19 protein-coding genes are annotated in these 23,806 nt (G+C 59.9%); 12 read left to right on the top strand and 7 right to left on the bottom strand.

Features of this window, described 5'->3' with window-relative positions; genetic code table 11:
- Positions 1-247: 247 nt before the first annotated feature.
- Positions 248-469, bottom strand: a complete 222-nt coding sequence (locus ACGHIZ_RS09980) for a GNAT family N-acetyltransferase (RefSeq protein WP_158558647.1) — start codon at positions 467-469, stop codon at positions 248-250.
- On the bottom strand, positions 376-888 hold the full coding sequence (locus ACGHIZ_RS09975; protein WP_117840477.1) for a GNAT family N-acetyltransferase: 513 nt from the start codon (positions 886-888) through the stop codon (positions 376-378). The genes ACGHIZ_RS09980 and ACGHIZ_RS09975 overlap by 94 nt, the downstream gene beginning before the upstream one ends.
- A gap of 340 nt (positions 889-1,228) precedes the next feature.
- Between ACGHIZ_RS09975 and ACGHIZ_RS09970 the strand changes: the two genes are divergently transcribed.
- Both ACGHIZ_RS09970 and ACGHIZ_RS09965 read left to right on the top strand, forming a co-directional pair.
- On the top strand, positions 1,229-2,260 hold the full coding sequence (locus ACGHIZ_RS09970) for a 3-deoxy-7-phosphoheptulonate synthase (RefSeq protein WP_117635771.1): 1,032 nt from the start codon (positions 1,229-1,231) through the stop codon (positions 2,258-2,260).
- 492 nt (positions 2,261-2,752) lie between these two features.
- The gene (locus ACGHIZ_RS09965) at positions 2,753-3,676 is read left to right on the top strand and encodes an IS110 family transposase (protein ID WP_390447825.1); all 924 of its coding nucleotides are present in this window, start codon (positions 2,753-2,755) and stop codon (positions 3,674-3,676) included.
- Here ACGHIZ_RS09965 and istB read toward each other — a convergent pair.
- Positions 3,673-4,449: an IS21-like element helper ATPase IstB gene (istB, locus tag ACGHIZ_RS09960; protein ID WP_390447822.1), complete on the bottom strand. Its 777-nt coding sequence runs from the start codon at positions 4,447-4,449 to the stop codon at positions 3,673-3,675. The genes ACGHIZ_RS09965 and istB overlap by 4 nt on opposite strands.
- Positions 4,450-4,457: 8 nt before the next feature.
- Complete coding sequence (gene istA, locus ACGHIZ_RS09955; RefSeq protein WP_390447819.1) at positions 4,458-5,696, bottom strand: IS21 family transposase; 1,239 nt, start codon at positions 5,694-5,696, stop codon at positions 4,458-4,460.
- Positions 5,697-5,830: 134 nt separating this feature from the next.
- Here istA and ACGHIZ_RS09950 point away from each other — a divergent pair, with 134 nt between their 5' ends.
- The gene (locus tag ACGHIZ_RS09950) at positions 5,831-6,235 is read left to right on the top strand and encodes a transposase (protein ID WP_390449928.1); all 405 of its coding nucleotides are present in this window, start codon (positions 5,831-5,833) and stop codon (positions 6,233-6,235) included.
- Positions 6,236-6,750: 515 nt separating this feature from the next.
- On the opposite strand, the gene ACGHIZ_RS09945 is transcribed toward ACGHIZ_RS09950, so the two are convergent.
- Genes ACGHIZ_RS09945 through ACGHIZ_RS09935 form a run of 3 tightly spaced genes read right to left on the bottom strand, consistent with a single transcriptional unit; the run spans position 6,751 to position 11,419 of the window.
- Positions 6,751-8,607 (bottom strand): ABC transporter ATP-binding protein, encoded by a 1,857-nt coding sequence (locus ACGHIZ_RS09945; RefSeq protein ID WP_390447816.1) that lies wholly within the window; start codon positions 8,605-8,607, stop codon positions 6,751-6,753.
- Positions 8,607-10,973, bottom strand: a complete 2,367-nt coding sequence (locus ACGHIZ_RS09940; protein WP_390447813.1) for an ABC transporter ATP-binding protein — start codon at positions 10,971-10,973, stop codon at positions 8,607-8,609. The genes ACGHIZ_RS09945 and ACGHIZ_RS09940 overlap by 1 nt, the downstream gene beginning before the upstream one ends.
- The gene (locus ACGHIZ_RS09935; protein WP_117646257.1) at positions 10,970-11,419 is read right to left on the bottom strand and encodes a MarR family winged helix-turn-helix transcriptional regulator; all 450 of its coding nucleotides are present in this window, start codon (positions 11,417-11,419) and stop codon (positions 10,970-10,972) included. The genes ACGHIZ_RS09940 and ACGHIZ_RS09935 overlap by 4 nt, the downstream gene beginning before the upstream one ends.
- A gap of 551 nt (positions 11,420-11,970) precedes the next feature.
- Here ACGHIZ_RS09935 and pflB point away from each other — a divergent pair.
- The 9 genes from pflB (at position 11,971) to ACGHIZ_RS09890 (ending at position 23,784) form a co-directional block, all read left to right on the top strand.
- Positions 11,971-14,022, top strand: coding sequence for a formate C-acetyltransferase (gene pflB / locus ACGHIZ_RS09930; protein WP_117758359.1), 2,052 nt, complete (start codon positions 11,971-11,973; stop codon positions 14,020-14,022).
- Positions 14,023-14,107: 85 nt separating this feature from the next.
- Entirely contained in the window at positions 14,108-14,359 is a 252-nt protein-coding gene (gene grcA3 / locus ACGHIZ_RS09925) for an autonomous glycyl radical cofactor GrcA3 (protein ID WP_117583521.1), read from the top strand.
- A 301-nt stretch (positions 14,360-14,660) separates the two neighbouring features.
- Positions 14,661-15,671, top strand: a complete 1,011-nt coding sequence (locus ACGHIZ_RS09920) for a LacI family DNA-binding transcriptional regulator (protein ID WP_022094949.1) — start codon at positions 14,661-14,663, stop codon at positions 15,669-15,671.
- 183 nt (positions 15,672-15,854) lie between these two features.
- Entirely contained in the window at positions 15,855-17,237 is a 1,383-nt protein-coding gene (locus ACGHIZ_RS09915; protein WP_390447809.1) for a family 43 glycosylhydrolase, read from the top strand.
- A gap of 45 nt (positions 17,238-17,282) precedes the next feature.
- Positions 17,283-18,734 (top strand): PTS transporter subunit EIIC, encoded by a 1,452-nt coding sequence (locus tag ACGHIZ_RS09910; RefSeq protein ID WP_052044095.1) that lies wholly within the window; start codon positions 17,283-17,285, stop codon positions 18,732-18,734.
- Positions 18,735-18,835: 101 nt separating this feature from the next.
- Positions 18,836-20,278, top strand: a complete 1,443-nt coding sequence (locus ACGHIZ_RS09905; RefSeq protein ID WP_238022595.1) for a glycoside hydrolase family 32 protein — start codon at positions 18,836-18,838, stop codon at positions 20,276-20,278.
- A 275-nt stretch (positions 20,279-20,553) separates the two neighbouring features.
- A complete protein-coding gene (locus ACGHIZ_RS09900) occupies positions 20,554-21,408 on the top strand; it encodes a DegV family protein (protein ID WP_229107860.1) in 855 nt (284 codons plus the stop codon).
- Between the two features lie 174 nt (positions 21,409-21,582).
- Complete coding sequence (pflA, locus tag ACGHIZ_RS09895; RefSeq protein ID WP_148346452.1) at positions 21,583-22,401, top strand: pyruvate formate-lyase-activating protein; 819 nt, start codon at positions 21,583-21,585, stop codon at positions 22,399-22,401.
- Between the two features lie 264 nt (positions 22,402-22,665).
- Positions 22,666-23,784 (top strand): serine hydrolase, encoded by a 1,119-nt coding sequence (locus ACGHIZ_RS09890; RefSeq protein WP_390447803.1) that lies wholly within the window; start codon positions 22,666-22,668, stop codon positions 23,782-23,784.
- Positions 23,785-23,806: the final 22 nt, after the last annotated feature.

Genomic DNA, 23,806 nt, shown 5'->3' with positions numbered 1-23,806 from the left:
GCTCGGTAAAACTGCAGGTCAGCGCTGTGGCGATTTGGCGTGTGCTCGGATTCCTGCAAAAAATCTACTCACTTGGTTTTTGCTGTTAGAAGGCCGCCGCGAGGGAAAGTAGTTCCCTCGCGGCGGCCTTGGTGTTTTCCCAGATAAAACCTGCCAAAATAAACCTGTCCCTTTTTGGCAGGTCTCTATTTGGTATGGCTGACCGGTTTGGGCTGTCTTGGAGAAAGCCCATGAGGCGGCACACAGGCTAATCCTGCGTGTCGCCTCCGTACATGTAGACGATAAAGCCGTCGCCGGTGTCTTGGCTGTGATCTTCTAGGATGCGCTTCATGTTGAGGTGCTCGTAGAACTGCCAGTCAGAGTTGCAGTCGCTCATCAGGAAGAACTTGGTGCAGCCTGCCCGGGCGAGCTCGGCGCGGGCAAGGTCGATGAGCGCGCGGCCGAGCCCTTTGCCCTGCCACTCGGGCACGATGATGATGAGCCCTGGGCATACTCATTGCCCGTGGCGGCAAAGCGGTCGGCCGTGGCCTTCTCGCGGCTGTCGCCAAAGAGCGAGCCCTCGAGCTTGGCGTCGGCGGTCTTTGCCATCTCGGTTGCCTGGGCGAACATCTCGTCGTAGCAGGGCACCCACGTGGGATTGGTACGCGGCTTGCCGTCCTCGAAGATGCCGATGCAGCAGGCGGCGATAATGCGGCCCTCGGCCTCGGCGACAAGCGCGATAGGTGAGCGCTGTAGCTGCATGGTGATGTTAAAGCGCGCGCAGAAATCGGCAGCTTCGACGTCACCGCGGTTGCGCAGCGTGTTGCACCACAGCTGGTTGTAGATGGCGGCGATGCCAGCCAGGTCGTCGAGCGTGGCGGCGCGCAGGGTTACGTTGTCAAGGCTCATGGAGGCTCCTTCCAAGGTGGGTCAGGCCACCTCTGAGTGTGACATGGGCGCGCCGTCGCCGCATCAATCATTCGGCAGACGAGTCCCGTTCCCTCGGGGACGGAGGAAAAGGGGCCACGAGCGAGGATTTTCGGACGCTTGCTCGACGAGAGTGGATAATCTCCCACTTTCAGCGCGATCCTAGGCCAAAAACGGGAGATTATCCACTCTCGTGGTAAGCGACCCGCGCGTTATCCATTCCCTTTTTGGTTGGTCGTGCTTGCACTTTAGCGTGCGACAGCGGATAATGCCGAGCATTCGACGATTCAAGCTTAGACTTCTTTGATTGAGGAGGCCCCGCATGGCCATGGAATTTAAACGCAGGCTGCCGATCCCCATGGAGATCCGCGAGGAAATGCCGCTGTCCGCTGAGCTTACTGCTAAGAAGCAGGCATTCGACGCCGAGGTCGCCAAGGTCTTTACCGGCGAGGACGCGCGCAAGGTGCTCATCATCGGACCGTGCTCTGCCGACCGCGAGGACTCGGTCCTCGAGTACATGAACCGCCTGGCCAAAACCGCCGAGGAGGTCAAGGACAAGCTCATCATCATCCCGCGCGTCTACACCAACAAGCCGCGCACCAAGGGCACCGGTTACAAGGGCCTGCTGCACAACCCCGATCCCGAGGCGCCCGACGATCTGCTCGAAGGCGTTAAGGCCATTCGCCACATGCACTTGCGCGTCATCGAGGAGACTGGCTTCTTCACTGCCGACGAGATGCTCTACCCGTCCAACTACCAGTACCTCGTCGACCTGTTGAGCTACGTCGCCGTGGGTGCGCGTTCGGTCGAGAACCAGGAGCACCGTCTGGTGTCGAGCGGCATTTCGGTGCCGGTGGGCATGAAAAATCCTACAGCCGGTTCCACTACCGTCATGCTCAACTCCATCTACGCCGCCCAGGCGCACCAGAGCTTTATCTTCCGCAACTGGGAGGTCGAGTGCGACGGCAACCCGCTCGCGCACGCCGTCATGCGCGGCTACATCGGTCTCGACGGTCGCACTTACCCCAATTACCACTACGAGCACCTGGAGCGCCTTGCCGAGCGCTATACCGAGCACGCCGGCTACGCCAACCCGGCGGCGGTTATCGACTGCAACCATGACAACTCGGGCAAGCGCCCGCTGGAGCAGTATCGCATCTGCAAGGAAGTGCTCGACAGCTGTCGCCGCAACGAATCCATCTCCAAACTGGTCAAGGGCTTTATGATCGAGTCCTACCTGGAGGATGGCAACCAGCCGGTCGACGGCGGCGTCTTTGGCAAGTCGATCACCGACCCGTGCCTGGGCTGGGAAAAGACCGACTATCTGATCCACGAGATCGCGGAGCGTGTTTAGTTACGCGGGTTTACCAACCCGCGTAACGGCTCGACGCTGCGCGCCGCCCAGAGCGACAATTTGTCATTCAAAAGGCAAGGCATGACCAGAAGGTCAATGCCCTGCCTTTTTCATGCCAACTTGTACGCTCTGGACGGCGCTCGCTGTCCGTCCTCTACCTGCGGAGTTGTCCTGCTCCAGGGCACTCATTGGGGACAGACTTAAATGAGTGCTCGCAGAATGAGAGTGGATAGTCTGCCGTTTATAAGTAGTTGTTGGGGACGTTCTTGTTGTTTGACTAGTCGTTTAAGAACGTCCATTACAGTCGAAATTGTCAGCCCGGGCCCGTCTCGGGCTACGATTGAGGCGCGCCCAGAACGGGCCGCCGACCGGGCGCCCGCGCACGGCCGAACGTCCCTGCCCCCGAGAGGGCCCGTTGGGTGCTGCCGGCGCGGGACGCGCCGCCCCCGACGGCTGATAGGAAAGTGCCGGGCAGGTGCCGCGGCTGGTAATGTGAGTGCCGAGGGGGAGGCCATCCGGTCGAACGACTACCGGAAGGATACCACCGTGAAAGCGCCATCCACCAGGCCCGCGGCCGTGCTCGGCCTGGACGTCGGCAAGTCATCGCACTGGGCCTGCCTGATCGACCGCGACGGGGAGGTGCTGGCCAGCGCCCCCGTCCGCAACAGGGAGGCCGAGCTCGACGCGCTGTTCGCCTCCGCGCCCGCCGGCACGCTCGTCGTCGTCGACCAGTTCCGCAACATAGGGTCCCTCGCCGTGAGGCGGGCCCGCGCCGCGGGGCTCGGGGTCGCCCACCTGCCCGGGCTCGCCGCCAGCCGCGCCGCGGGCCTGTTCGCCGGCGAGGCCAAGACCGACGAGCGCGACGCCGCGGTGATCGCGCGGACCGCCCTGGGCGTGCCGGACTCCCTGTCGGGGGTCCCGGGCCGCGGCGAGGCCCTCGAGGCCGCCCGCGCCCTCTCGTCGCAGCGCGACCACGTCGTCGCCTGCGCGACCAGGGACAAGAACCGCCTGCGCGCGGTGCTGCTCGAGTCCTGCCCGGCCCTCGAGGCCGCGGTCGACCTGTCGGACCGGCGGTGGCTGGAGCTGCTCGCCGGGTTCGGCGGGGCGTGGGGGATCGCCCGCTCCGGGGCCGGGGGCCCGCGGGCCGAGGCCGCCGGGGAGGCCGCGGCCGCCTCCACCGCGCCCCCGCCGGCGCTCGTCGAGGCCGAGAACAGGCAGGTCAGGTTCCTGGCCGCCCGGATATCGGAGGCCCTCGACGAGGCCGGGGCCCTCGAGGCCGAGACGGCGGGGCTGCTCGAGGGCGACGATGTTAGCGTCAATATATTTTTCACCATTTTCACCAACGTATTTTCGCCAATCGCGCCAACGCGGATGCGCCGGATTCGCCAACGCGGATGCGCCGCTTTCGGCGCCTAGGCTCCCTCCTCCTTCCCGTCCTCGCCGCCGATGGATACGTCCTTCAGGCGGTACGACCGTCCCGTTATCTTGATCATCGCGCAATGGTGGCAAAGCCTGTCGGCCACCGCCGAGGCCGTGACGTTGCTGCCGAACACGTCGCCCCACCTGCCCACCGGCACGTTGGTCGTGACGACGGTCGACCGCTTTAGCGCGTAGCGCCTGTTGACCAGCTGGAACAGCAGGTCGGCGCCCTCCTTGCCGATGTCGAGGTAGCCGAGCTCGTCTATTATCAGCAGGCTGCAGTGCTCGTAGAACCGCATCCTGCGCGCCAGCGCCTCCTTCGCCGAGGCGTGCTTGAGGTCCTCGACCAGCCTCGAGCAGTCGGCGAAGTACACCTGCTTGCGGGCCATCACCGCCTCGTGGCCTATGGCTATCGACAGGTGGGTCTTGCCGACGCCCGGGCTGCCGACGAGCACGACGTTGTCGCCGCGGTCGACGAACTCGAGCGTGGCCAGCTGCTCGACCAGCCCGCGGGGCACGCTCGGCTGGAAGCCCCAGTCGAAGTCGGCCAGCGTCTTTATGTAGGGGAAGTTGGCCATCCTCAAGCGGCGCTCGTCGTCGGCGCGCCGCTTGAGGGCTATCTGGGCGTCGGTGAGCTCGAGCATGGCGTCGACCAGGCCCTTCCTCCCGTCGGCGACGAGCCTGACGTACTCGGGCACCGACGACGCCATGCCCTCGAGCCCCAGCTCCTCGAGGTTGGCCGCCAGGCGGTTGAGGGGGCTGGCCTGCACGGCGGCGCTCACAGCGAGCCCCCTATCGAGTCGAGCAGGCCGAGGTTGGCCGCGGCGGCCGCCTCGATGTCGCCGGCGGCGTCGCCGAACCACCGCTTCCCGGCCATGGCCTCGGCGTAGTGCGCCGGGTCGTAGGCCGGCCCGCCCGCCACGTGCGTGGCCACCAGCTCGCCGCCGACGTAGCAGTCCATCGCGCCGCCGGGCATGCAGACGATGCGGGCGGGCCTGCCGATGCAGCGCCTGGGCACCGACATGGGCTCGCCGTGCGCGCTCACCAGCATCGTGGCCGGCACCCTGGCCACGCGCACCACGTCGCCCATCGCCTCCTCGAGGGCGCGCAGGTTGCCGACGGGCAGCAGCGCGTCCTTCTCCTCCATGAACAGCGCGGAGGGCGGCAGCCCCGTGGTCTCGTTGGGCTCGGAGTTGCTGGCGTCCTCGATCCGCGCGACGATCTCGTCGATGTCGTCCCAGCCGTCGAAGTCGCCCTGGTAGGCCGCGAGCCGCGACAGGAAGCGGTTCGACGACTCGACCTTGCCCTTCGTCTGGGGGCTGCGCGGGCGGCACAGCTTCAGCTCGAAGCCGGCGGCCTTGGCGAACTCGTATGCGCGCTGGACCTTGAGGCGCCTGCCGCCCTTGACCGTCACCAGGGCGGACATGTTGTCCGTGACCCACTCGCGCGGCACGCCGCCGAGCCTCGCGATCGTGGCGTACATGCACCTGACCAGGTCGTCGGTCGTCCTGGTCCCCGACCGGATGAATATGTGCCTGCGGGAATGGCCCAGCGTCGCCGCGAACACGTTGAACTCGAACAGCTCGCCGTCGCGGTTCGCCATCTTGACGGACTCCTTCCAGTCGAACTGCAGCTGCAGTCCGGGCGGCGTCTCGAAGCGCGGGTGCGGCTCCGGGCCGCCGGAGGCCCCGACGGCGATGCCGTTCTTGCGCATGAACTGGGTGAAGGCGTTGTAGCCGGCCAGGTCCTCGCCGGGATACCTGTGCAGCAGCCACTCGTGGATGCCCTTCTTGGTGACTCCCGGCAGCTGCGCCTTGGCGGCCACCTCCTCGATGTGCGCGTCGAACGAGCCCGCCCTGTCGCCGCGCCCGTCGCGGGGCCGCCCGCCCTCGGCCCTCCAGTACGACGCCACGGTGTGCCTGTCCTTGCCGTAGCGCTTCGCTATGTCGCTGAAGTTGGGCTTTATGCCCGCTTCCCTGTACATGTCCAACTCTCCGATCAGGCTCTTCTCCGCCACGGCCCGCTCCTCCCGAAAGCATCGTCCGCTCGTCGATCGAAGCGTAAGCCCCGGCGTTGGTGGAAATGGTGAAAATGCGTTGGCGCAAATGGCGGGATTGCGTTGGCATGATTGGTTGTTGAGCGTTGGTCAAAATGGTTGTTTTTACAGTAGCGCCAACAGACGAGACCTACGCGTGCCTGCTCACCGTGCCCGGCATCGGGCCGAGGACGGCGGCGCAGCTCGCGGTATCGGTCGACATCGCGAGGTTCCCGGACCACGACCACCTGGCCTCGTACTGCGGCATAGCCCCGAGGGTGAGGAGCTCCGGCACGTCGGTGAGGTCGGTCAGGGCGTCCAGGCGGGGCGACGCGAGGCTCAAGTCTCTTCTGATCTTCTCGTGCAACAGCCTGGTGAGGTCGTCGGGGCGCTACGGCGAGTACTACCGGGCCTGCAGGGCGCGGGGCATGGGGCACGGGCGGGCGCTCAAGGCCGTCGCGAGGAAGCGGCTCAGGGCGATATACGCCGTGATGCGCGACCGGGTGCCCTACCGGGAGTAGCGTCGAAGGTTGACAAAACTATAGGAACACCCAATGACTACCTTTCAAACCTGGCAGTTGGGGACGTTCCTTATGTGCTGGCACTTGGGGAAACTCCTTGCGCCAGCGGACGCGGTTTGCTTGCTGGTATTGCCAGATTGTTGGGCGTTCTCCAAGCCCTGTGGGCAAAAAATGCCAAATATGAGTACTGTTGCTGCTGTAGTGCCATATTGCTCCCACAAAATAATGGACATAAAGTAAATATGTTCATTAACGCTAGTACATATAAGCCTGATACAGAGCTGATTGAGCAATGTGGAGGTGCATACAAGCTACAAGAGCGGTGTTTTGGGTCGTTTTGGATGTTACTAAAAAAGTAACAGTACTCATATTTGCCATTTTTTGTCCACGGGGCCTTGAGGGAGGGCGTCAATCAGGTCCCAGGGGAGGCGGTTCGAGGGCTGCAAAACAAAAACGGGGACGCAGATTGTCCTGCGTCCCCGTTCTAGGGCGTTATTCGTTCCCTGCGGCAGAATTTACGCCGCTTCGTCGAACTGCGAGTTGTACAGGTCGGCGTAGAAGCCGCCCTGGGCGAGCAGTTCGTCGTGTGTGCCCTTCTCGACGATGTCGCCGTCGCGGATCACCAAGATCACGTCGGCGTTACGGATCGTGGACAGGCGGTGCGCGATGACAAAGCTTGTACGGCCTTGCATCAGCGCATCCATGGCGCGCTGAATGAGCTCCTCGGTGCGGGTGTCCACGTTGGAAGTCGCCTCGTCTAGAATCAGCGCCGGGCGGTCGGCCAAAATGGCACGGGCGATGGTCACGAGCTGGCGCTGACCCTGCGACAGGTTAGTGCCCTCCTCGTTGATCATAAAGTCGTAGCCACCGGCGAGCGTATGGATAAAGTGGTCGCAGCGTGCGGCGCGTGCGGCGGCCTCGACCTCGGCGTCGGTCGCATCGGGGCGTCCGTAGCGGATGTTCTCGCGGATGGTGCCGTTAAACAGCCAGGTGTCCTGCAGCACCATGGCAAACTCGCCGCGCAGCGCCGCGCGGTCCCAGTCGCGCACGTCGACGCCTTCGACGCGCAGCGAACCGCCGTCCACGTCGTAAAAGCGCTGCAGCAGCTTAATGAGCGTGGTCTTGCCGGCGCCGGTGGGGCCGACGATGGCAATGGTTTGGCCGGGCTGCGCCTCGCAGCTAAAGTCGTGGATGATGGTCTTGTCGGGCGTGTAGCCAAACTTGACATGGTCGAACTCCACGTGGCCGGGGCGCTTTTCGGGAATCTGCGCGTCGGCCTTTTGCTCCTCCTCGGGCGCGGCCAGGAACTCAAAGACGCGCTCGGTGGCAGCGGCCATCGACTGCATCGTATTGCTCACGTTGCCCAGTTGCTGTACGGGTTGCGTAAAGTTGCGAACGTACTGGATAAAGCTCTGGATGTCGCCGGGCGTGGCATTGCCGGTCAACGCGAGCTGTGCGCCCACCACGACGACGCCCACATAGCCCATGTTGCCCACCAGGCTCATAAGCGGCATCATCAGGCCCGACAGGAACTGCGAACGCCAGCCGCTAATAAAGAGTCGGTCGTTTTGACGGTCGAACTCCTCGATCGAGGCCTCGGCGCGGTCGAACACCTGAATGACGTTCTGGCCAGCAAAGTCCTCCTCGATAATGCCGTTGACGGCGCCCAGAACCTGCTGTTGCTCGCGGAAGTACGGCTGCGAGAAGTGAATCATCACGACCAGGATTATCGCGGCGGCCGGCAGCGTGAGCACGGTGACGCCGGTGAGCGGCAGGCTGATCGACAGCATCATGACGAGGACGCCGATAATCTGCGTCACCGACGTGATGAGCTGCGTCACGCTCTGGTTGAGCGACTGGCCCAGCGTATCGACGTCGTTAGTGATGCGGCTGAGCACGTCGCCCTTGCTGTGTCCGTTAAAGTAGCTCATCGGAACGACGGCGATCTTGGCGGCGATCTCCTTGCGCATGCGATAGCAGATCTTTTGCGTGACGCCGGTCATGAGCCAGCCTTGGATCAGGCTGCAAACAGAGCTCGCCAGATACAGGCAGAGCAAAAAGCCGAGCGTCTTGGCGATCCAGTCAAAGTCAACGTCGCCGGTGCCGTTGACCTTGGCGACCAGGCCTTCGAACAGCTTGGTCGTAACCTGGCCGAGCACCTTGGGTCCCACAATGTTAAAGATGACCGAGCATACGGCAAAGGCGACGGCGGCAAACACGGCAATCTTGTGTTGGCCGATATAGCCGAGCAGCTGCCTCATGGTGCCCTTAAAGTCCTTGGCCTTTTCGCCACGACGCATGCCGCCCATGCGGCCCATGGGACCACGCTGGCGGGTGGGCTTGGGAATCTGAGTCTTGGTCTCGTCTGCCATTAGCGCTCGCCTCCTTCCATGACGCCTGCAATTTCTTCTTGGGTAAGCCCCAGCTCCTCGGCGGAAAGCTGCGACTGTGCGATCTCCAGGTACGCCGGGCAGCTGCGCAGCAGCTCCTCGTGCGTGCCGGTGCCCACTACGTGGCCGTCGTCGAGCACGATGATCTGGTCGGCGTGCATGATGGTCGCGATGCGCTGGGCCACGACCACGAGCGCGGCGTCGGTGACGTTTTTGGCCAACCCCTCGCGTAGGCGCGCGTCGGTCTTGTAGTCGAGGGCACTAAACGAGTCATCGAACACCACGATCTCGGGCTTTTTGGCCAACGCGCGGGCGATGGCCAGACGCTGGCGCTGACCACCCGAAACATTGGAGCCGCCCTGGCTGATAGGGGAGTCGTACCCGTCCTCGCGCTCGGCGATAAAGTCCTCCGCCTGGGCGACGCGTGCTGCCTGGCGCATATCCTCGTCACTCACCATGTCGCCGGCAAACTTGAGGTTGCTCTCGACGGTACCCGAGAACAGACGACCCTGCTGCGGGATGTAACCAATGCGGCGGCGCAGCTCGGAAAGGGTCATGTCGCGCACATCGATGCCGTCGAGCGAAATGCTGCCGCCCGTGACGTCGTACAGGCGCGGAATCAACTGCACGAGCGTGGACTTGCCCGAGCCTGTGGAGCCAATGATGCCGAGCATCTGACCGGCATGCGTGGTGAAGTTTACGCCGCTGATGACGTCGGCGCGGGCATCGGGATACTGGAAACTCACGTCGCGGAAGGTGAGCTCACCGCGCGGCGCGTTGGCTGCGGGCAGTTTGGGCGAGGCGGGGTCGTTGATGCTCGTGGGGCAGGTGATGACCTCTTCCACGCGCTCGGCTGCGACCTCGGCGCGGGGCAGGATGACCGAAACCATGGTGAGGATCATAAACGCCATGACGATTTGCATGGTGTAGGAGATAAACGCCATCATGTTGCCGACCTGCATCACGCCGTCGGACACGCCCTGCGCGCCAAACCAGACGATGAGCACGGTGATGCAGTTCATGACGAGCATCATGAGCGGCATCATAAAGCTCATGGCGCGGTTGGTGTAGAGCTGCGTGGTCATCAGATCGAGCGAAGCCTTGTCAAAACGCTCGAGCTCATGTTCCTCGCGGTTGAACGAGCGGATGGGCATAAGACCGTCGAGCAGCTCGCGGGCGGTAAGGTTCACGCGGTCCACAAAGCTCTGCATCTTTTTGAATTTGGGCATAGTGAGGCCCATAAGCACGCCGACGACGGCCGAGACCGCGATGATGGCCACGGCGATGGTCCACTCCAGGCCGGTATGGTTGGCCAGGACGCGCGTGACGGCGACGATGCCCATGACGGGGGCCATCAGACACATGCGGATAAACAGGGTTGCGGCCATCTGGATCTGCTGAATGTCGTTGGTGCAGCGGGTGATGAGCGAGGCCTGGCTAAACTTGCCCACCTCGGCCGGCGAGAAGTGCATAACCTTGTTGAAGGTCTCGCGGCGCAGGTCGCGGGCGATGGAGCAGGCGGTGCGCGAAGCCACGGCGCCGGTCAGGATGGTGGCGACGAGCGACACGAGGCACAGCCCAAACATCGTGGTCGCCATGCGGCCCAGGTAGGCGTTCTGCACGTCGGCGGGGTCGATGCCTTGCGCTTTGTACTCTTCTTGTACGTAGGTCACGGCGCGCTGGGTGACGATGGACCCCGACATGGAGCCCATTTTATCTGCCATTTCGTTGGCGCTTTCGACGAGCTTGCTTTGGTCTACCAGACCGCCTTCGATGCCCAGACGCAGGCTCTTCATGGTGATCTTACCGCCGTCTGCATCAATCTGCTTTTGCATGTTCTGGGCCGCCGTGGCCTTCTGCTGCATCTCGGCGAGCTGCTCGGGCGTCATCGCCGCCATTTGCTCGGGCGTGGGCATGGCCTGAGCGGCGTCGCTGTCTTTCTCGCTGGACGTGCCGGTCATGTCGCCCATGGAGTCGGCGTCGATGCCTTGGTTGAGCGAAAGGACGACGGTCTCGGGCAGGCTCATAATGTCGGCGAGCTTGCTGCCGTCGGCGCGCTCGTCCTCGGTGCCCTTGTACGTGCGAATCCCGTTTTTGTCTGCCTTGCCAAACGCAGCCTCTACCGTCTTGGCGTCTTTGGCGCTCATAAAGAGTTCGAGGTCGTCGAGCGATTCGGAGCGGATGGTGTCGGGCACGGGCGAGGCGATGCCGCCTTGCTGCACGCCCACGTCGACGATGTCGCTCATATAGGTAGGCAGCGCCAGATCGGCGTTGCAGCTGATTACGATAAGTACGATAGCTGCGAACAGTGCCAGGACATGCTTTTTAAAGAGCTTGAGAATCCTCACTCGGCATCTCTCCTTTCTTGGTTGCGGTCGATAATTTCGTTGGCACGTCTTAGAAGGCGCACCATCTCTTGGGTATCTGTTTCGCCGAACTGCTCAAGGAAGGCCGCGGTGCGGTCCTCGAATTCCCGACGCTTGATCTCGAGATCATGGAATCCCTTGTCGGTCACCGTGACGTGTACGCGACGACGGTCGGTCTTTGAGTGCTCACGCTCAACCCAGCCCTTGGCTTCGAGAGCGCGTAGGATATTGGCGATGCGGGCGCTCGAGACCCAGGCACGATTGGCGAGTTCGCTCGGCGTGAGCGAGCCGCCAGCGAGCATGAGAGCGCGCATGACGGCCATCTCGCCGCCGAGAGCTTTGTCCGCAAAGCGCGAAATGCGCTGATGCATGCTGCCAAACTCAGTTAAGAGTTGACGCCCAAGCTCATGGAAATCGGTATCTTCCACCGAAAACCCCTAACACTAGAAACTATTTTCGGTGGAAGATGATACCCCTGCACGCGCACCCTATACGGTAGATTTTTGGGACATGTCTAGAAAACTACCTTTAGGCGACCTCCGTGCACCGTCGGTACCAGCAAAGTTAGGGGTAGATCTCTAGGCATGTCCCAAAGCCTACTCAGAGGCACTTTACCCTGCTAAAACTGGCATAACAGCTAGAGTGAACGTCGTACAAAGGCAAGGAAATATACCAAACAAATCGGTGAACGGTAGTTGCTCGCGCTCGCATTTCCTGCGGATTTGTTAAAAACGCCCTAATGGTATAAAAAAAGAAACATATAACAGCCCTGATGAAGGGGGTGGCTATGTTATCCTTCTCAAACGGGTGAAATCTTGGGTTTTGGGTTGCAGTTCCAAGGTGGACAAACGTTTTTCCCTGTACCAATGTGTGGTGAAGAACGGAAGAAGCCGGTAGTGCAAGCCGATAATTCAAGAATTCAATAAGCAGCGGTGTGAGAGAGCGCCGCATTACACGTAACTAGGAGCGTGGTTACACAATGCAGGAGGCATGGGAAGGCTTCAAGGAAGGCATCTGGACGGGAGAGGTTGACGTCCGAGACTTCATCCAGAAGAACTACACCCCCTACGAGGGCGACGAGTCGTTCCTCGCCGGCCCGACCGAGCGTACCAAGGAGCTGTGGGGCGAGGTTCTCGACCTGCTGCTCAAGGAGCGCGAGCAGGGCGGCGTCCTCGATATGGACACCAAGACCGTCACGGGTATCGTGAGCCACCCCGCTGGCTACATCGATAACGCCCATCGCGACAAGGAGACCATCGTCGGCCTCCAGACCGACAAGCCGCTCAAGCGCGCGCTGCACGTCAACGGCGGTATCCGCATCGCTTGCCAGGCTGCCAGCCAGCACGGCTACAAGATCGACGAGAACGTTGTCGAGCGCTACACCTTCGAGCGCAAGACTCACAACGCCGGCGTCTTCGATGTCTACACCCCCGAGATGCGCGCCTGCCGCTCGGCCCACATCATCACCGGTCTGCCCGATGGCTATGGCCGCGGCCGCATCATCGGCGACTACCGTCGTGTTGCCCTGTACGGCGTCGACTACCTGATCAAGGACAAGGAGGCCCAGAAGGCTTCCACCCCGACGGTCATGACCGCCGACAACATCCGCGATCGTGAGGAGCTGCAGGAGCAGATCCGCGCCCTCGGCGAGCTCAAGATGATGGCCGAGACCTATGGTTTCGACATTTCCAACCCTGCTACCAACACGCAGGAGGCCATCCAGTGGATGTACTTCGCCTACCTCGCTTCCGTCAAGGAGCAGAACGGCGCCGCTATGTCCATCGGCCGTACCTCCACGTTCATCGACATCTACGCTGAGCGCGACCTTGCCAACGGTACCTTCACCGAGGAGCAGATCCAGGAGTTCGTGGATCACTTCATCATGAAGCTCCGCATGGTCAAGTTTGCCCGTACCCCCGAGTACCAGGCCCTGTTTACCGGCGATCCGCAGTGGGTCACCGAGTCCATCGGCGGCATGGGTGTTGACGGCCGTACGCTCGTTACCAAGATGAGCTACCGCTACCTGCACACGCTCGAGAACATGGGCACCAGCCCCGAGCCCAACATGACCGTTCTGTGGTCGACCCGTCTGCCCGAGAACTTCAAGAAGTTCTGCGCCAAGACTTCTGTCGCCAGCTCCTCGATTCAGTACGAGAACGACGACCTCATGCGCGTCTACCACGGCGACGACTACGGCATTGCCTGCTGCGTGTCCTCCATGCGCATCGGCAAGGAGATGCAGTTCTTCGGCGCCCGCGCCAACCTGGCCAAGTGCCTGCTGTACGCACTCAACGGCGGTGTTGACGAGGTCTCCAAGAAGCAGGTCGGCCCCAAGTATCGCGCCGTCGAGGGCGATACGCTCGATTACGACGACGTTGTGGCCAAGTACAACGACATGATGAAGTGGCTCGCTGGCGTGTACGTCAACTCGCTGAACATCATCCACTACATGCACGACAAGTATTGCTACGAGCGCATCCAGATGGCTCTGCACGACAAGCACGTGCACCGCTGGTTCGCTACGGGCATTGCTGGCCTTTCCGTCGTGGCTGACTCCCTGTCCGCCATCAAGTACGCCAAGGTCCACCCCGTCCGCGACGAGAACGGCATCATTGTCGACTTCGAGACCGAGGGCGAGTTCCCCAAGTACGGTAACGACGACGACCGCGTCGACCAGATCGCTCACGACGTTGTGCACCAGTTCATGGAGTACATCCGCATGAACGACACCTACCGCAACTCCGTGCCCACGACCTCGGTTCTGACCATCACCTCCAACGTCGTGTACGGCAAGAAGACCGGTTCTACGCCTGATGGCCGCAAGGCTGGCCAGCCCTTCGCCCCGGGTGCTAACCCCATGCACAAGCGCGATAGCCACGGCGCCATCGCTTCGCTGTCTTCGGTTTCCAAGCTCCCGTTCCGCGATGCTCAGGACGGCATCTCCAACACCTTCTCCATCATCCCGGGTGCGCTCGGCAAGGAGGACCAGGTGTTCTTTGGCGATATCGACCTTGATCAGCTGGGCGAGTAACTATTGTTAGTGCTATACTAACAATAACGATTACTGATTAGTGCGCCGGTTTCGGCCGGCGCCTATCGATCGAAGGAGACACATTATGAAGGTTTCTGAAGTTTCCGAGACTCAGGCCGATAACCTGGTCCACATGCTCGACGCTTACGCCGAGAAGGGTGGCCACCACCTGAACATCAACGTCTTCAACCGTGAGACGCTGCTCGACGCTCAGGCTCACCCCGAGAAGTACCCGCAGCTGACCATTCGCGTTTCCGGCTACGCCGTGAACTTCCACACGCTCACCAAGGAGCAGCAGGACGAGGTCATTTCGCGTACCTTCCACGACAAGTTCTAAAGGGGTTTAACTCCCGCAGGATCGCCGGGCCGCTTTGGGTTACTTTCCAAAACGTCCTCGGACATGCAAAGGGCTCCGCTGCGCGCTTCGCGCGGCGGAGCCCTTTGCGTCCTGCGGAAATGTTTTGGAAAGTAACCCAAAGCGGCCCGGCGGGGGTCCTGTGTAGTCACCCTTTAGGCGGAACTCTCCTAATTATTTGGATGAGTCGTTTACTTACTTGTGCTGTTACCGTCTTCCCGCTGTTGTTGGGGTATGCTTTGTTCGTATGTAAACGTTTGACATGTTGATGGGGGAGGGTGCTATGGCTCGCGAGGGCGCTCGTTCTAAGGATTCTGCTAAGCCTGGCATCAAGGAAGTTGCAGCGGTGGCGGGGGTTTCGCCTACTACGGTATCTCGCGTGCTTAATAATCGCGGCTATATTAGCCAAGAGACCCGCGATAAGGTCCATGCCGCGATGGAGCGCATCAACTATACGCCCAACGATATCGCCCGTGCCATGCTCAACGGTCGCCTGAATCTTATCGGTATGATCGTTCCCTTTGTGAGCAGCCCGTTCCATGCTCAGGTTGTGCAGGCGGTCGAGCGCACGTTAGCGGAAAACGGCTTTAAGATGTTGCTGTGCAACAGCGCCAATCGACCTGATCTTGAGCGTTCCTATATCGACATGCTCCGCCGCAATATGGTCGACGGCGTAATCGTCAACTCCCTCAATATCGGTGCTGAGGCATATGCCGAGATGGGCTTGAGCCTGGTTGGCATCGACTGCGATCTTGGCGAGGGCTCTGTCCAGATTGCAAGTGACAGCTATGGCATCGGCGAGCTCGCCACGCGCCGTCTGATTGATGACGGCTGCAGGCGTATCCTGTGCCTGCGCAGCAATAGCCGCATGCGCATGCCTGCCAATAAGCGTACCGATGCCTACCTCGATGTTGTTGAGCAGGCCGGTTTGTCCGCGCTTGTCCGTGAGGTTGAGTTCGTTAAGCCCGACGACGAAAAGGGCGCGGTCGTTGCGAAGATCCTCGATGAGAACCCCGATATTGACGGCATCTTTGCGGGAGACGATACGATGGCGGCCATCTGTCTCAACGTGATGAAGCAGCGTGGCTTGAGCGCTCCAGACGATATTAAGGTCGTGGGCGCGGATGGTGCCCGCCGAACTATGACGTTTATGCCTGACTTAACAACCGTACGTCAAGATATCGATCGCATCGGAGAGCTCGCGGCGCAATCCATCATCGCTCTTATTAACGGCGATAATCCCGAATCGAATATCAAGCTCCCCGTTGAACTCATTGAGGGCAAAACCGCGTAGTTCATCCTGTGCCAAAAGAATTCCTCAAACGCCTCCGATGACCGTTCGCCGGCATATGTCAACCGTTTACCGACGACTGGAACTGCGAAAAGACGTATTGATATGAAAACGTTTGACATATGAAAACGATTGACATATCTTGCCATTGTACCGAGTTAGTATGTCGTGGAAAGGAAGTCTCGGATGCACAAGGTGTATTACCAGCCTGAGGGAATTTGGGTAGGCGACATCATGCCGTACGGCGAGGACGGCACGTTCTATCTCTATCATCAGCGTGACACGCGTAACCCCGAACCTTTCGGAGAGCCGTTTGGCTGGGCACTCGCTACGACCAAGGATTTCGTCAACTACAAGGACTTTGGCGAGAGCCTTGAGCGCGGCGGCGACGAGGAAGTCGACCAGTACATTTATGCCGGCACGGTGTTTAAGGTGGGCGACAAGTACCATGCGCTCTACACTGGTTGCAATCGCGATAAGGTCCGCGCACGTTTGATGAAGCAGGTTCTTCTTCACGCAACGAGCGACGACGCCGTCAAGTGGGAGAAGAACATCGCCGAGACGCTGCTTCCGCCCCAGGAGGGTTACGATGACCGCAACTGGCGCGATCCCTTTGTGCTTTGGGATGAGGGGAACGAAGAGTACATGCTCATCCTCGGCACGCGTGTGGGCGAGGACAAGCGTCTGATGACCGGCCGCCTGGTCAAGTTCACCTCCAAGGACCTGGATACCTGGGAGTTCCAGGGCGACTGGTGGAATCCGGGCCTGTACACCATGTTCGAGATGCCTGATCTCTTTAAGATGGGCGACTGGTGGTACCTCGTCTTTTCCGAGTACAGCGACGGCAACAAGACCCGTTACCGCATGTCTCGCTCTATCAACGGTCCTTGGATCACTCCTGCGGACGATTCCTTCGATGGCCGCGCGTACTATGCCGCGCGTACCGCATTTGATGGTGAGCGCCGCGTTCTCTTTGGTTGGGTTCCTACGCGTGACGAGGGCGGTGACCCCAGCTCTTACCTGTGGGGTGGCACCTTTATGCCCCTCGAGATCGTTCAGCGTGCCGACGGAACGCTCGGCACCAAGCTCCCCGACAGCATGCTTGGCGCCTTTGGCGAGGGCAAGGCTGTCGAGACCTTTGAGCTTTCCTGCGAGTCGGGCAAGGTCGAGCAGGTGCTCGCCGCGGATGCCGGCTCCACCTACTTGCTCGATGCCGACATTGAGCTCGGCGGTAACGCTGCCGGCTTCTCGGTCAAGTTCGCCGAGGACGCCGAGACTGGTCTTGCCTATGAGTTCCGCGCCAACCTGCGCGAGGGCAAGCTCGAGTTCACGCCGGCTCCCCAGTACCCGTGGTTCCAGGTCAACAACATGGGCCTCGAGCGTCCGTTGTTCTTTAAGGGCGAGGGCACTCACCATGTGCGTCTGGTCGTCGACGACGACATCGCGACCATCTTTGTCGATGATGTTGCGCTCAACGCTCGCTTCTGCAACAAGCAGGGCCAGGGTGTGGCGCTTACCGTCACCGACGGTGCGCTCAAGTGCGCAAACGCAACGATCGCGTCTCTGTAGCGGCAACGAACCGTTTTATGATTTAGAAAAGGAATGGAGAGGAACATGGACTACAAGGCAGTGTCCCAGCAAGTCGTCGACAACGTCGGCGGACTGGAGAACATCGAGGGCGCCACGCATTGCGTGACCCGTCTGCGTCTGGTGCTCAAGGATACGAGCAAATACAACAAGGCCGAGCTCGAGAACATCGATGGCGTCAAGGGCGTGCTGTACAACAGCGGCCAGCTCATGATCATCTTCGGTACCGGTACCGTCAACAAGGTTTACGATGAGTTTATGGCTCTGACGGGCGTTAAGGAGATCAGTGCTTCCGAGGTCAAGGGCGCCGAGGCGGACAAGAAGGGCAAGTTCTTCTCGGTCCTCAAGGTATTCTCGGACATCTTTATCCCCATCATTCCCGCCTTCGTCGGCGCTGCAATCATCATCGGCCTTAAGTCGCTGATCGTTGCCAACGGCCTCTTTGGCATGGAGGGCAGCCTCGCCGATCACAGCGAGTTCCTCAAGAACCTCGCAAGCTTCTTTGCCATTATCGCCACCACGTTCGACTACCTGCCTGTCCTGGTTATGTACAGCGCGGTCAAGCGTTTTGGCGGTAACCCGATCCTGGGCATCCTCGTCGGTATCGTCATGGTTCACCCGAGCCTTATGAACCGCAACACGTTCGTTATGGACCCGACGGGTGCTGAGTACTGGAACTTCGGTCCGCTATCCATTCCCATGGTTGCTTTCCAGGGCGGTGTGTTCCCCGCAATCCTGACTGCCTGGTTTATGGCCAAGGTCGAGAAGATTGCCCAGAAGTACATCCCCGAGGTCGTTTCGTTCGTCTTTGTCCCGACCGTTACCCTGATTCTTGCTAACGTTGCCCTGTTCACCGTGTTCGGCCCGCTCGGCAACCTGATCGGTGACGTCCTCGCCGGCGTAATCGATATCCTGTACAACAGGATGGGCGTCTTCGGTGCCTTTGTCTTCGCCGCGTTCCTGCAGCCGCTCGTCGTTACCGGTACGCATCAGTTCATCCAGGGTATCGAGGCAAACCTTGTTGCCACGACTGGCTTCAACTACATCCAGGCCATCTGGTCGGTTTCCATCATCGCCCAGGGCGGCGGCGCCATCGGTATGTACCTCATTCACAAGAAGCACTCCAAAGAGCGCAACATCTGCATGTCGTCCTTTATCCCGACGCTGGTCGGAATCTCCGAGCCCGCTATCTTTGCTGCAAACATGCGCTATTCGATCATTCCGTTCATCTGCGCATGCATCGGTGCAGGCTGCGGCGGTGCCTTCGTCAAGCTCTTTGAGGTGCGCGCTATCGGTCAGGGTCTGACCGGCGTGCTTGGCCTGCTCATCGTCACGCCCGAGACCCTCGTGTGGTATGTGGCTGGCAATCTCATCGCCTTTATCGTGCCGATCGTCTTGATCTTTGCCTACAACAAGGCAAAGGGCGTGCCGACCACCGATGAAGAGGGCGCTGGCGCTGGCTTCGACGTTAGCTTCTAGTTGAGCCGTTCAGTGTAATCTGAGGATAAGTCCATTTGAGGAAGGGCGTTCGACTCGTGTGAGTCGAGCGTCCTTCCCCATAGACGAGAAAGTCAACGGCGATGTTAAATCAAAAAAACAAGGTGACACGCGCGGACTATGAGCAGTGGCGTGTCGGACAGGATGAGACGGCGGCTCGCATCGCGTCCGACCCCGATAGGCTTCTGTTCCATGTGGAGCCTGAGCTTGGCTGGCTCAACGACCCCAACGGTTTGGTTCAGATTGGTGATACGTATCACATCTATCATCAATACGATCCGTTCGATGCTGCGCATGGCGGTCCAGTGCTTTGGAACCATCTGACGACAAAGGATTTTGTGACGTACGAGAATCACGGCCCCGTGCTGTTCCCCGATTCCGATTTGGATTCGAGCGGAGCGTATTCTGGTTCTGCCTTTGTACGTGATGGCAAGATTCACTACTTCTATACCGGCAACGTCAAGCATTTTGACCGCGATGATTACGACTACGTGTTGACGGGCCGTGAGCAAAACCAGATTCATATGGTTGCCGAGAATCCCGACGAATTGGGCGAGAAGCGCATGGCTGTTGGACCAGTCGATTACCCCGACGATATCGGTACGCACGTGCGCGACCCCAAGATCCTTGAGCACGATGGTATCTACTACATGGTTCTGGGCGCTCGTACGAAAGACGACCGTGGCTGCGTGCTTGTCTATACTTCGCGTGATTTAGGGGTCTGGAGCTATGCGACGCGCATTGAGCTGGGCGAGAAGTTTGGCTTTATGTGGGAGTGCCCTGATCTGTTTGAGCTTGATGGCGAGCTTATTCTCGTTTGCTGTCCGCAGGGTGTGCCTGCCGATGGCTGGCGTTACCGCAATCCGCATCAGTGCGTGTGGTTCCCCATCGAGGCCGATTGGGAGGCGCCGAGCTTTAAAATCGTCGGGAAGGGCATGCCCCCGATGGTCGATGCCGGTTTTGATTTCTATGCTCCGCAGTCCTTTGAGGATGCTGCAGGCCGGCGATTGATGATCGGATGGTCGGGTTGCCCCGATGCGACGGCGGAAAACCCGACGGTGGCGCGCGGGTGGCAGTGCGCGTTGACGGTGCCGCGAGAGCTGAGCATGCGCGATGGTAAGCTCTGCCAGCAGCCGGCGCACGAGATTGAGAGGATGCGCGGCGACTGCGTTCGCACGACAGGCGGTGAAACCGTTGAGGAGCCGGGCCGCCTGTTTGATCTCGTGGTTTCCTGTGAGGGCGCCAAGATGGTTGAGCTCGAGATTCGCAAGGGTGTCTTTGTGCGCTATGCGGACGGGATGCTTACCCTCGACATGGGTGACGAAGGCTATGGGCGCGACCAGAGGTCGATTGAGCTCGGCGAGCTTCGCGACCTGCGCGTGCTTTCGGACACTACGATGGTCGAGATTTTTGCCAACGGCGGTGAGGCGGCACTTACGAGCCGTACCTATTCGTCGGCGGTTCCGGCGATGGCGCTGCACGCCGAGGGCGCGGCGTCGATGGATTTCTACCGCCTCGCTCATTAACCGTGCATGGAGCACGATTGGACTTGTTGGGCGGAATGTGTCGCAGTTGCCGCGGCCAACTACCGTTTATCGCGTATAGCGACCGTTTGCGGAATAAGTAACACTCCTTAATAAACCGTGTAAAATCTCAGTTAAGCACGGAGTTTTCCAGGGAGACGCTGTCCTTTGTTATGTGCAAAGGGCGGCGTCTCTTTGGCGCTTAGATGCCGTTGTGCAACAGCGCGACGCGCGTGTCATGTATTGAAAAGCCAATGTCGAGATGGGTCGTGATAAGAATGGGCAAGTATGTAATCGTGGTTGAGTCTGGGTCGGATGTAACGCCGGAGCTCTGCGAGCGCTACGGCATCGTGCGCGTGCCCATGCATGTCACGATTGGTGACGAGACCGTCGAGGACGGCTCGATCGATCCGCTCGAGATTTATTCGCGCTGCAACGAGTTTGGTGTGATGCCCAAGACCAGTGGCTGTTCGCCAGCGGATTTTGCGCATGTGTACGACCGCATCCATGCCGAGCAACCCGACGCGACTATTTTGCATCTTGCATATTCCGAGGCCACGACCTGTTCGCATCAGTCCTCTAAGATTGCGGCTCAGGGGCGCGACTACGTGTTCTCCATGGACACGCGCTTTGTCTCGGTGGGCCAGTCGCTCGTTGTCGTCGAGACCGCCAAGTATATTGAGGCTCATCCCGATGCCACCGTTGACGAGATCTTTGCATTTACCAACTCCGTCATGGACCGCGTGTTGCTGGGTTTTGTTCCTACGGACCTTGCCTTCCTTAAGGCGGGCGGTCGCTTGTCCAACGTCGCATTCCTTGGTGCCCATCTGCTCAAGATTAAGCCCTGCATTGAGGTGACGGGCGGTAAGTTCGTGGCGACCAAGAAGTTCCGCGGTTCTATGCTCAAGTGCGCCCGCGCCTTCATTGACCACATGGTTGCGAAGGGCGAGATTGACTACTCGCACATTGGCCTGGCGTATTCGGTGGGCCTTTCCCAGGAGCTGCGCGATGACATGGAAGTCTATGCGCATGACCTGGGCTTTAAGGACGTTACCTGGACTCAAGTCGGCGGCGTCATCTCGAGCCACTGTGGCCCGACCGCCTTCGGTGCGGTGCTCACGCTTAAGGCGTAAAGGCCGCAGGCGAGCGTTCTTCAGCCTGACATCTCGACGTAGACCCCAGCCATGGTGATGGGGGATAGATTAAAACGTGCCATTCTAGCCCGAGACGTTTAAACGCAAGCGCATGGGCTAGAATGGCTCTGGCATTTTAATTGGTTGCATCCAAGGAGAGGCAAGGTAGCGGGAATGGCTGAGATGACGCTTGAGGGTGTGGACGCTCGTCCTGAGGATTCCGCATTTGCCCTAGGCCGCGTGCATTCAATCGAGACGATGGGAACGGTCGACGGACCCGGCATCCGCTTTGTGGTGTTTGTTCAGGGCTGTCCCATGCGCTGTGCGTATTGTCACAATCCCGATACTTGGTCGGTTAGCGGCGGCACCATGGTGACCGTCGAGCACCTTATGGACGAGTTCCAGAGTAACCATGAGTTTTACCGCAGCGGCGGAATTACGGTTTCGGGCGGCGAGCCACTTCTGCAGCCCGAGTTTTTGGCCGACCTGTTCCGTGCAATGCACAACAACCCCGATGGTCGTGTACATACCTGCATGGATAGCTGTGGCTACGCCTTCGACCCTCAGCATCCCGAGAAGTTCGATGCCGTTCTCAACGAGACCGACATGGTGCTGCTCGACATCAAGCATGCCGATCCGGCTGAGCATAAAAAGCTGACCGGCTGCGATCCTGCACGTATCCTGGCGTTTGGCGATGAGCTTGCCCGTCGCAAGATCAAGGTCGTTATCCGCCACGTGGTTGTGCCGGGCATTACCGACACGGTGGAGGAGTGCGAGAAGCTCGGTCGCCTCATCGCTCCATGGCACAACGTGGTGGGCCTGGAAATGCTGCCATATCACACGATGGGTGTCGTCAAGTACGAGCAACTGGGCATTCCCTATAAGCTCGAGGGCGTGCCCCAGATGGATACCGCGCGCATGCCCGAGCTGCGCAATGCCGTTATGACCGGCATGAAAAAGCGCCGTGCGGAGCTCAAAAACGCTATCGGATAGCATGCCATTTTCGTTCCCCAAGGGCACTCATTGGGGACAGACTTAAATGAGTGCCCCTGGGCACCTAGTTGATTGCTAAAGAGCCCCGTCCTTAAAAGACTGCTCTCTGGGTTGCGGTGAGATGCGCAACAGAATCGTGCCATTTGGATAAATACGCTTGTGGTTTCTTTAAAGACACCTTAAACGCCGCTGAATATCTTTGGAAAGAAATGCCTGCTCGGTATCATACTGCTCGTATATAAACGGTGGCAGTCAGGAGACCACGTGCGAAACATCGCATCGCGGGACGAGTATGTGCCGCAGCATGGCAGCAGATATAAGACGAAGGGCACGTCTTCGCGTGGCCTTGCCGGCGCTCGCATCCGCGTGAGGAAGATTGCCGCCATTGGGATGCTAACGTCGGCGGTTATTATCCTCGGAATTACCGTTAAAACCTACGCCTCGGAGCGAACGGTGCGCCCAGATGCGTCAACGGTACAGCTGCAAAACGAGAAGGTTTCAAAGTCCAAAGCGTCGGCAGATCAAGCTCTGTCGACGGCAGATCTCAAGACGAGACTTTCGAAGGCGGACTTCAACGATATCCCTTCGGGTGATACCGTTCGGACCTTCTCGTTGGTGGATAACAAGACTCCTGCCTTGGAGGATGAGAGCCTTGCCTCGCTCCAGGATGCCCTGTGTCGGGCGCAGGAGCTGGGCGACGTGGGTGTAGTGTTCTACGACCTATCGAGCGGTAGGGGCGTGACGTATAACGCCGATGTCGAGGTGTATGGAGCGAGCAGCTACAAAGCGCTGTATGCGCTCTATATTTGCGAGACGTTGGTCGAATCGGGGCGGGTGTCGCTCGATGGGCCTTTAGCCACGTATGGTGGTTGCAGCATGGGCTGGCAGACGGTGCGCGACCTTATCGAGAATGCCGTCGCCAACTCAGACAACGATTCGTTTATCGCGTTACGCGCGGCGTTTGACCATGATGGCTATGAGGATTGGATTGCCAATCTGGGTGTTGATGACGAAACGGCACTGAATCCGATGAGTGATTTTCCGACCTACTGCCCGCGCACTTCTGCGAGGTTATGGCGTGAGATGAGCGAGTATCTGAGCATGGATACCGAGACTTCACAGTGGTTGTCGGGCCTTCTGACATCAACATCGCGCTCGTTTATTCGCGATGGCATTGCGGACGAGCAGGTTTTGGTGCGCAACAAGGCAGGCTGGATTAGCGAGGATGGTTACTATTCGACATGCGATGCAGGCCTCATCGACATCGATGGCCGTACCTATGTCATGAGCGTCATGACATCGATGCCATGGAGTGACCGTTCGAGCGAGGTTACGGCCGCGATTGCAAAGGCTCTGTTTGATACGCGAGCTGCACTGGCTTAGCGTGTTCGTTTGGCGAGGTCAA

Origin of the sequence: Collinsella sp. i05-0019-G5, assembly GCF_042851345.1 — a bacterium.
Taxonomy (GTDB): domain Bacteria; phylum Actinomycetota; class Coriobacteriia; order Coriobacteriales; family Coriobacteriaceae; genus Collinsella.
The sequence above is the reverse complement of the archived record's forward strand: the minus strand, read 5'-3'. Positions and strand labels throughout refer to the sequence as shown.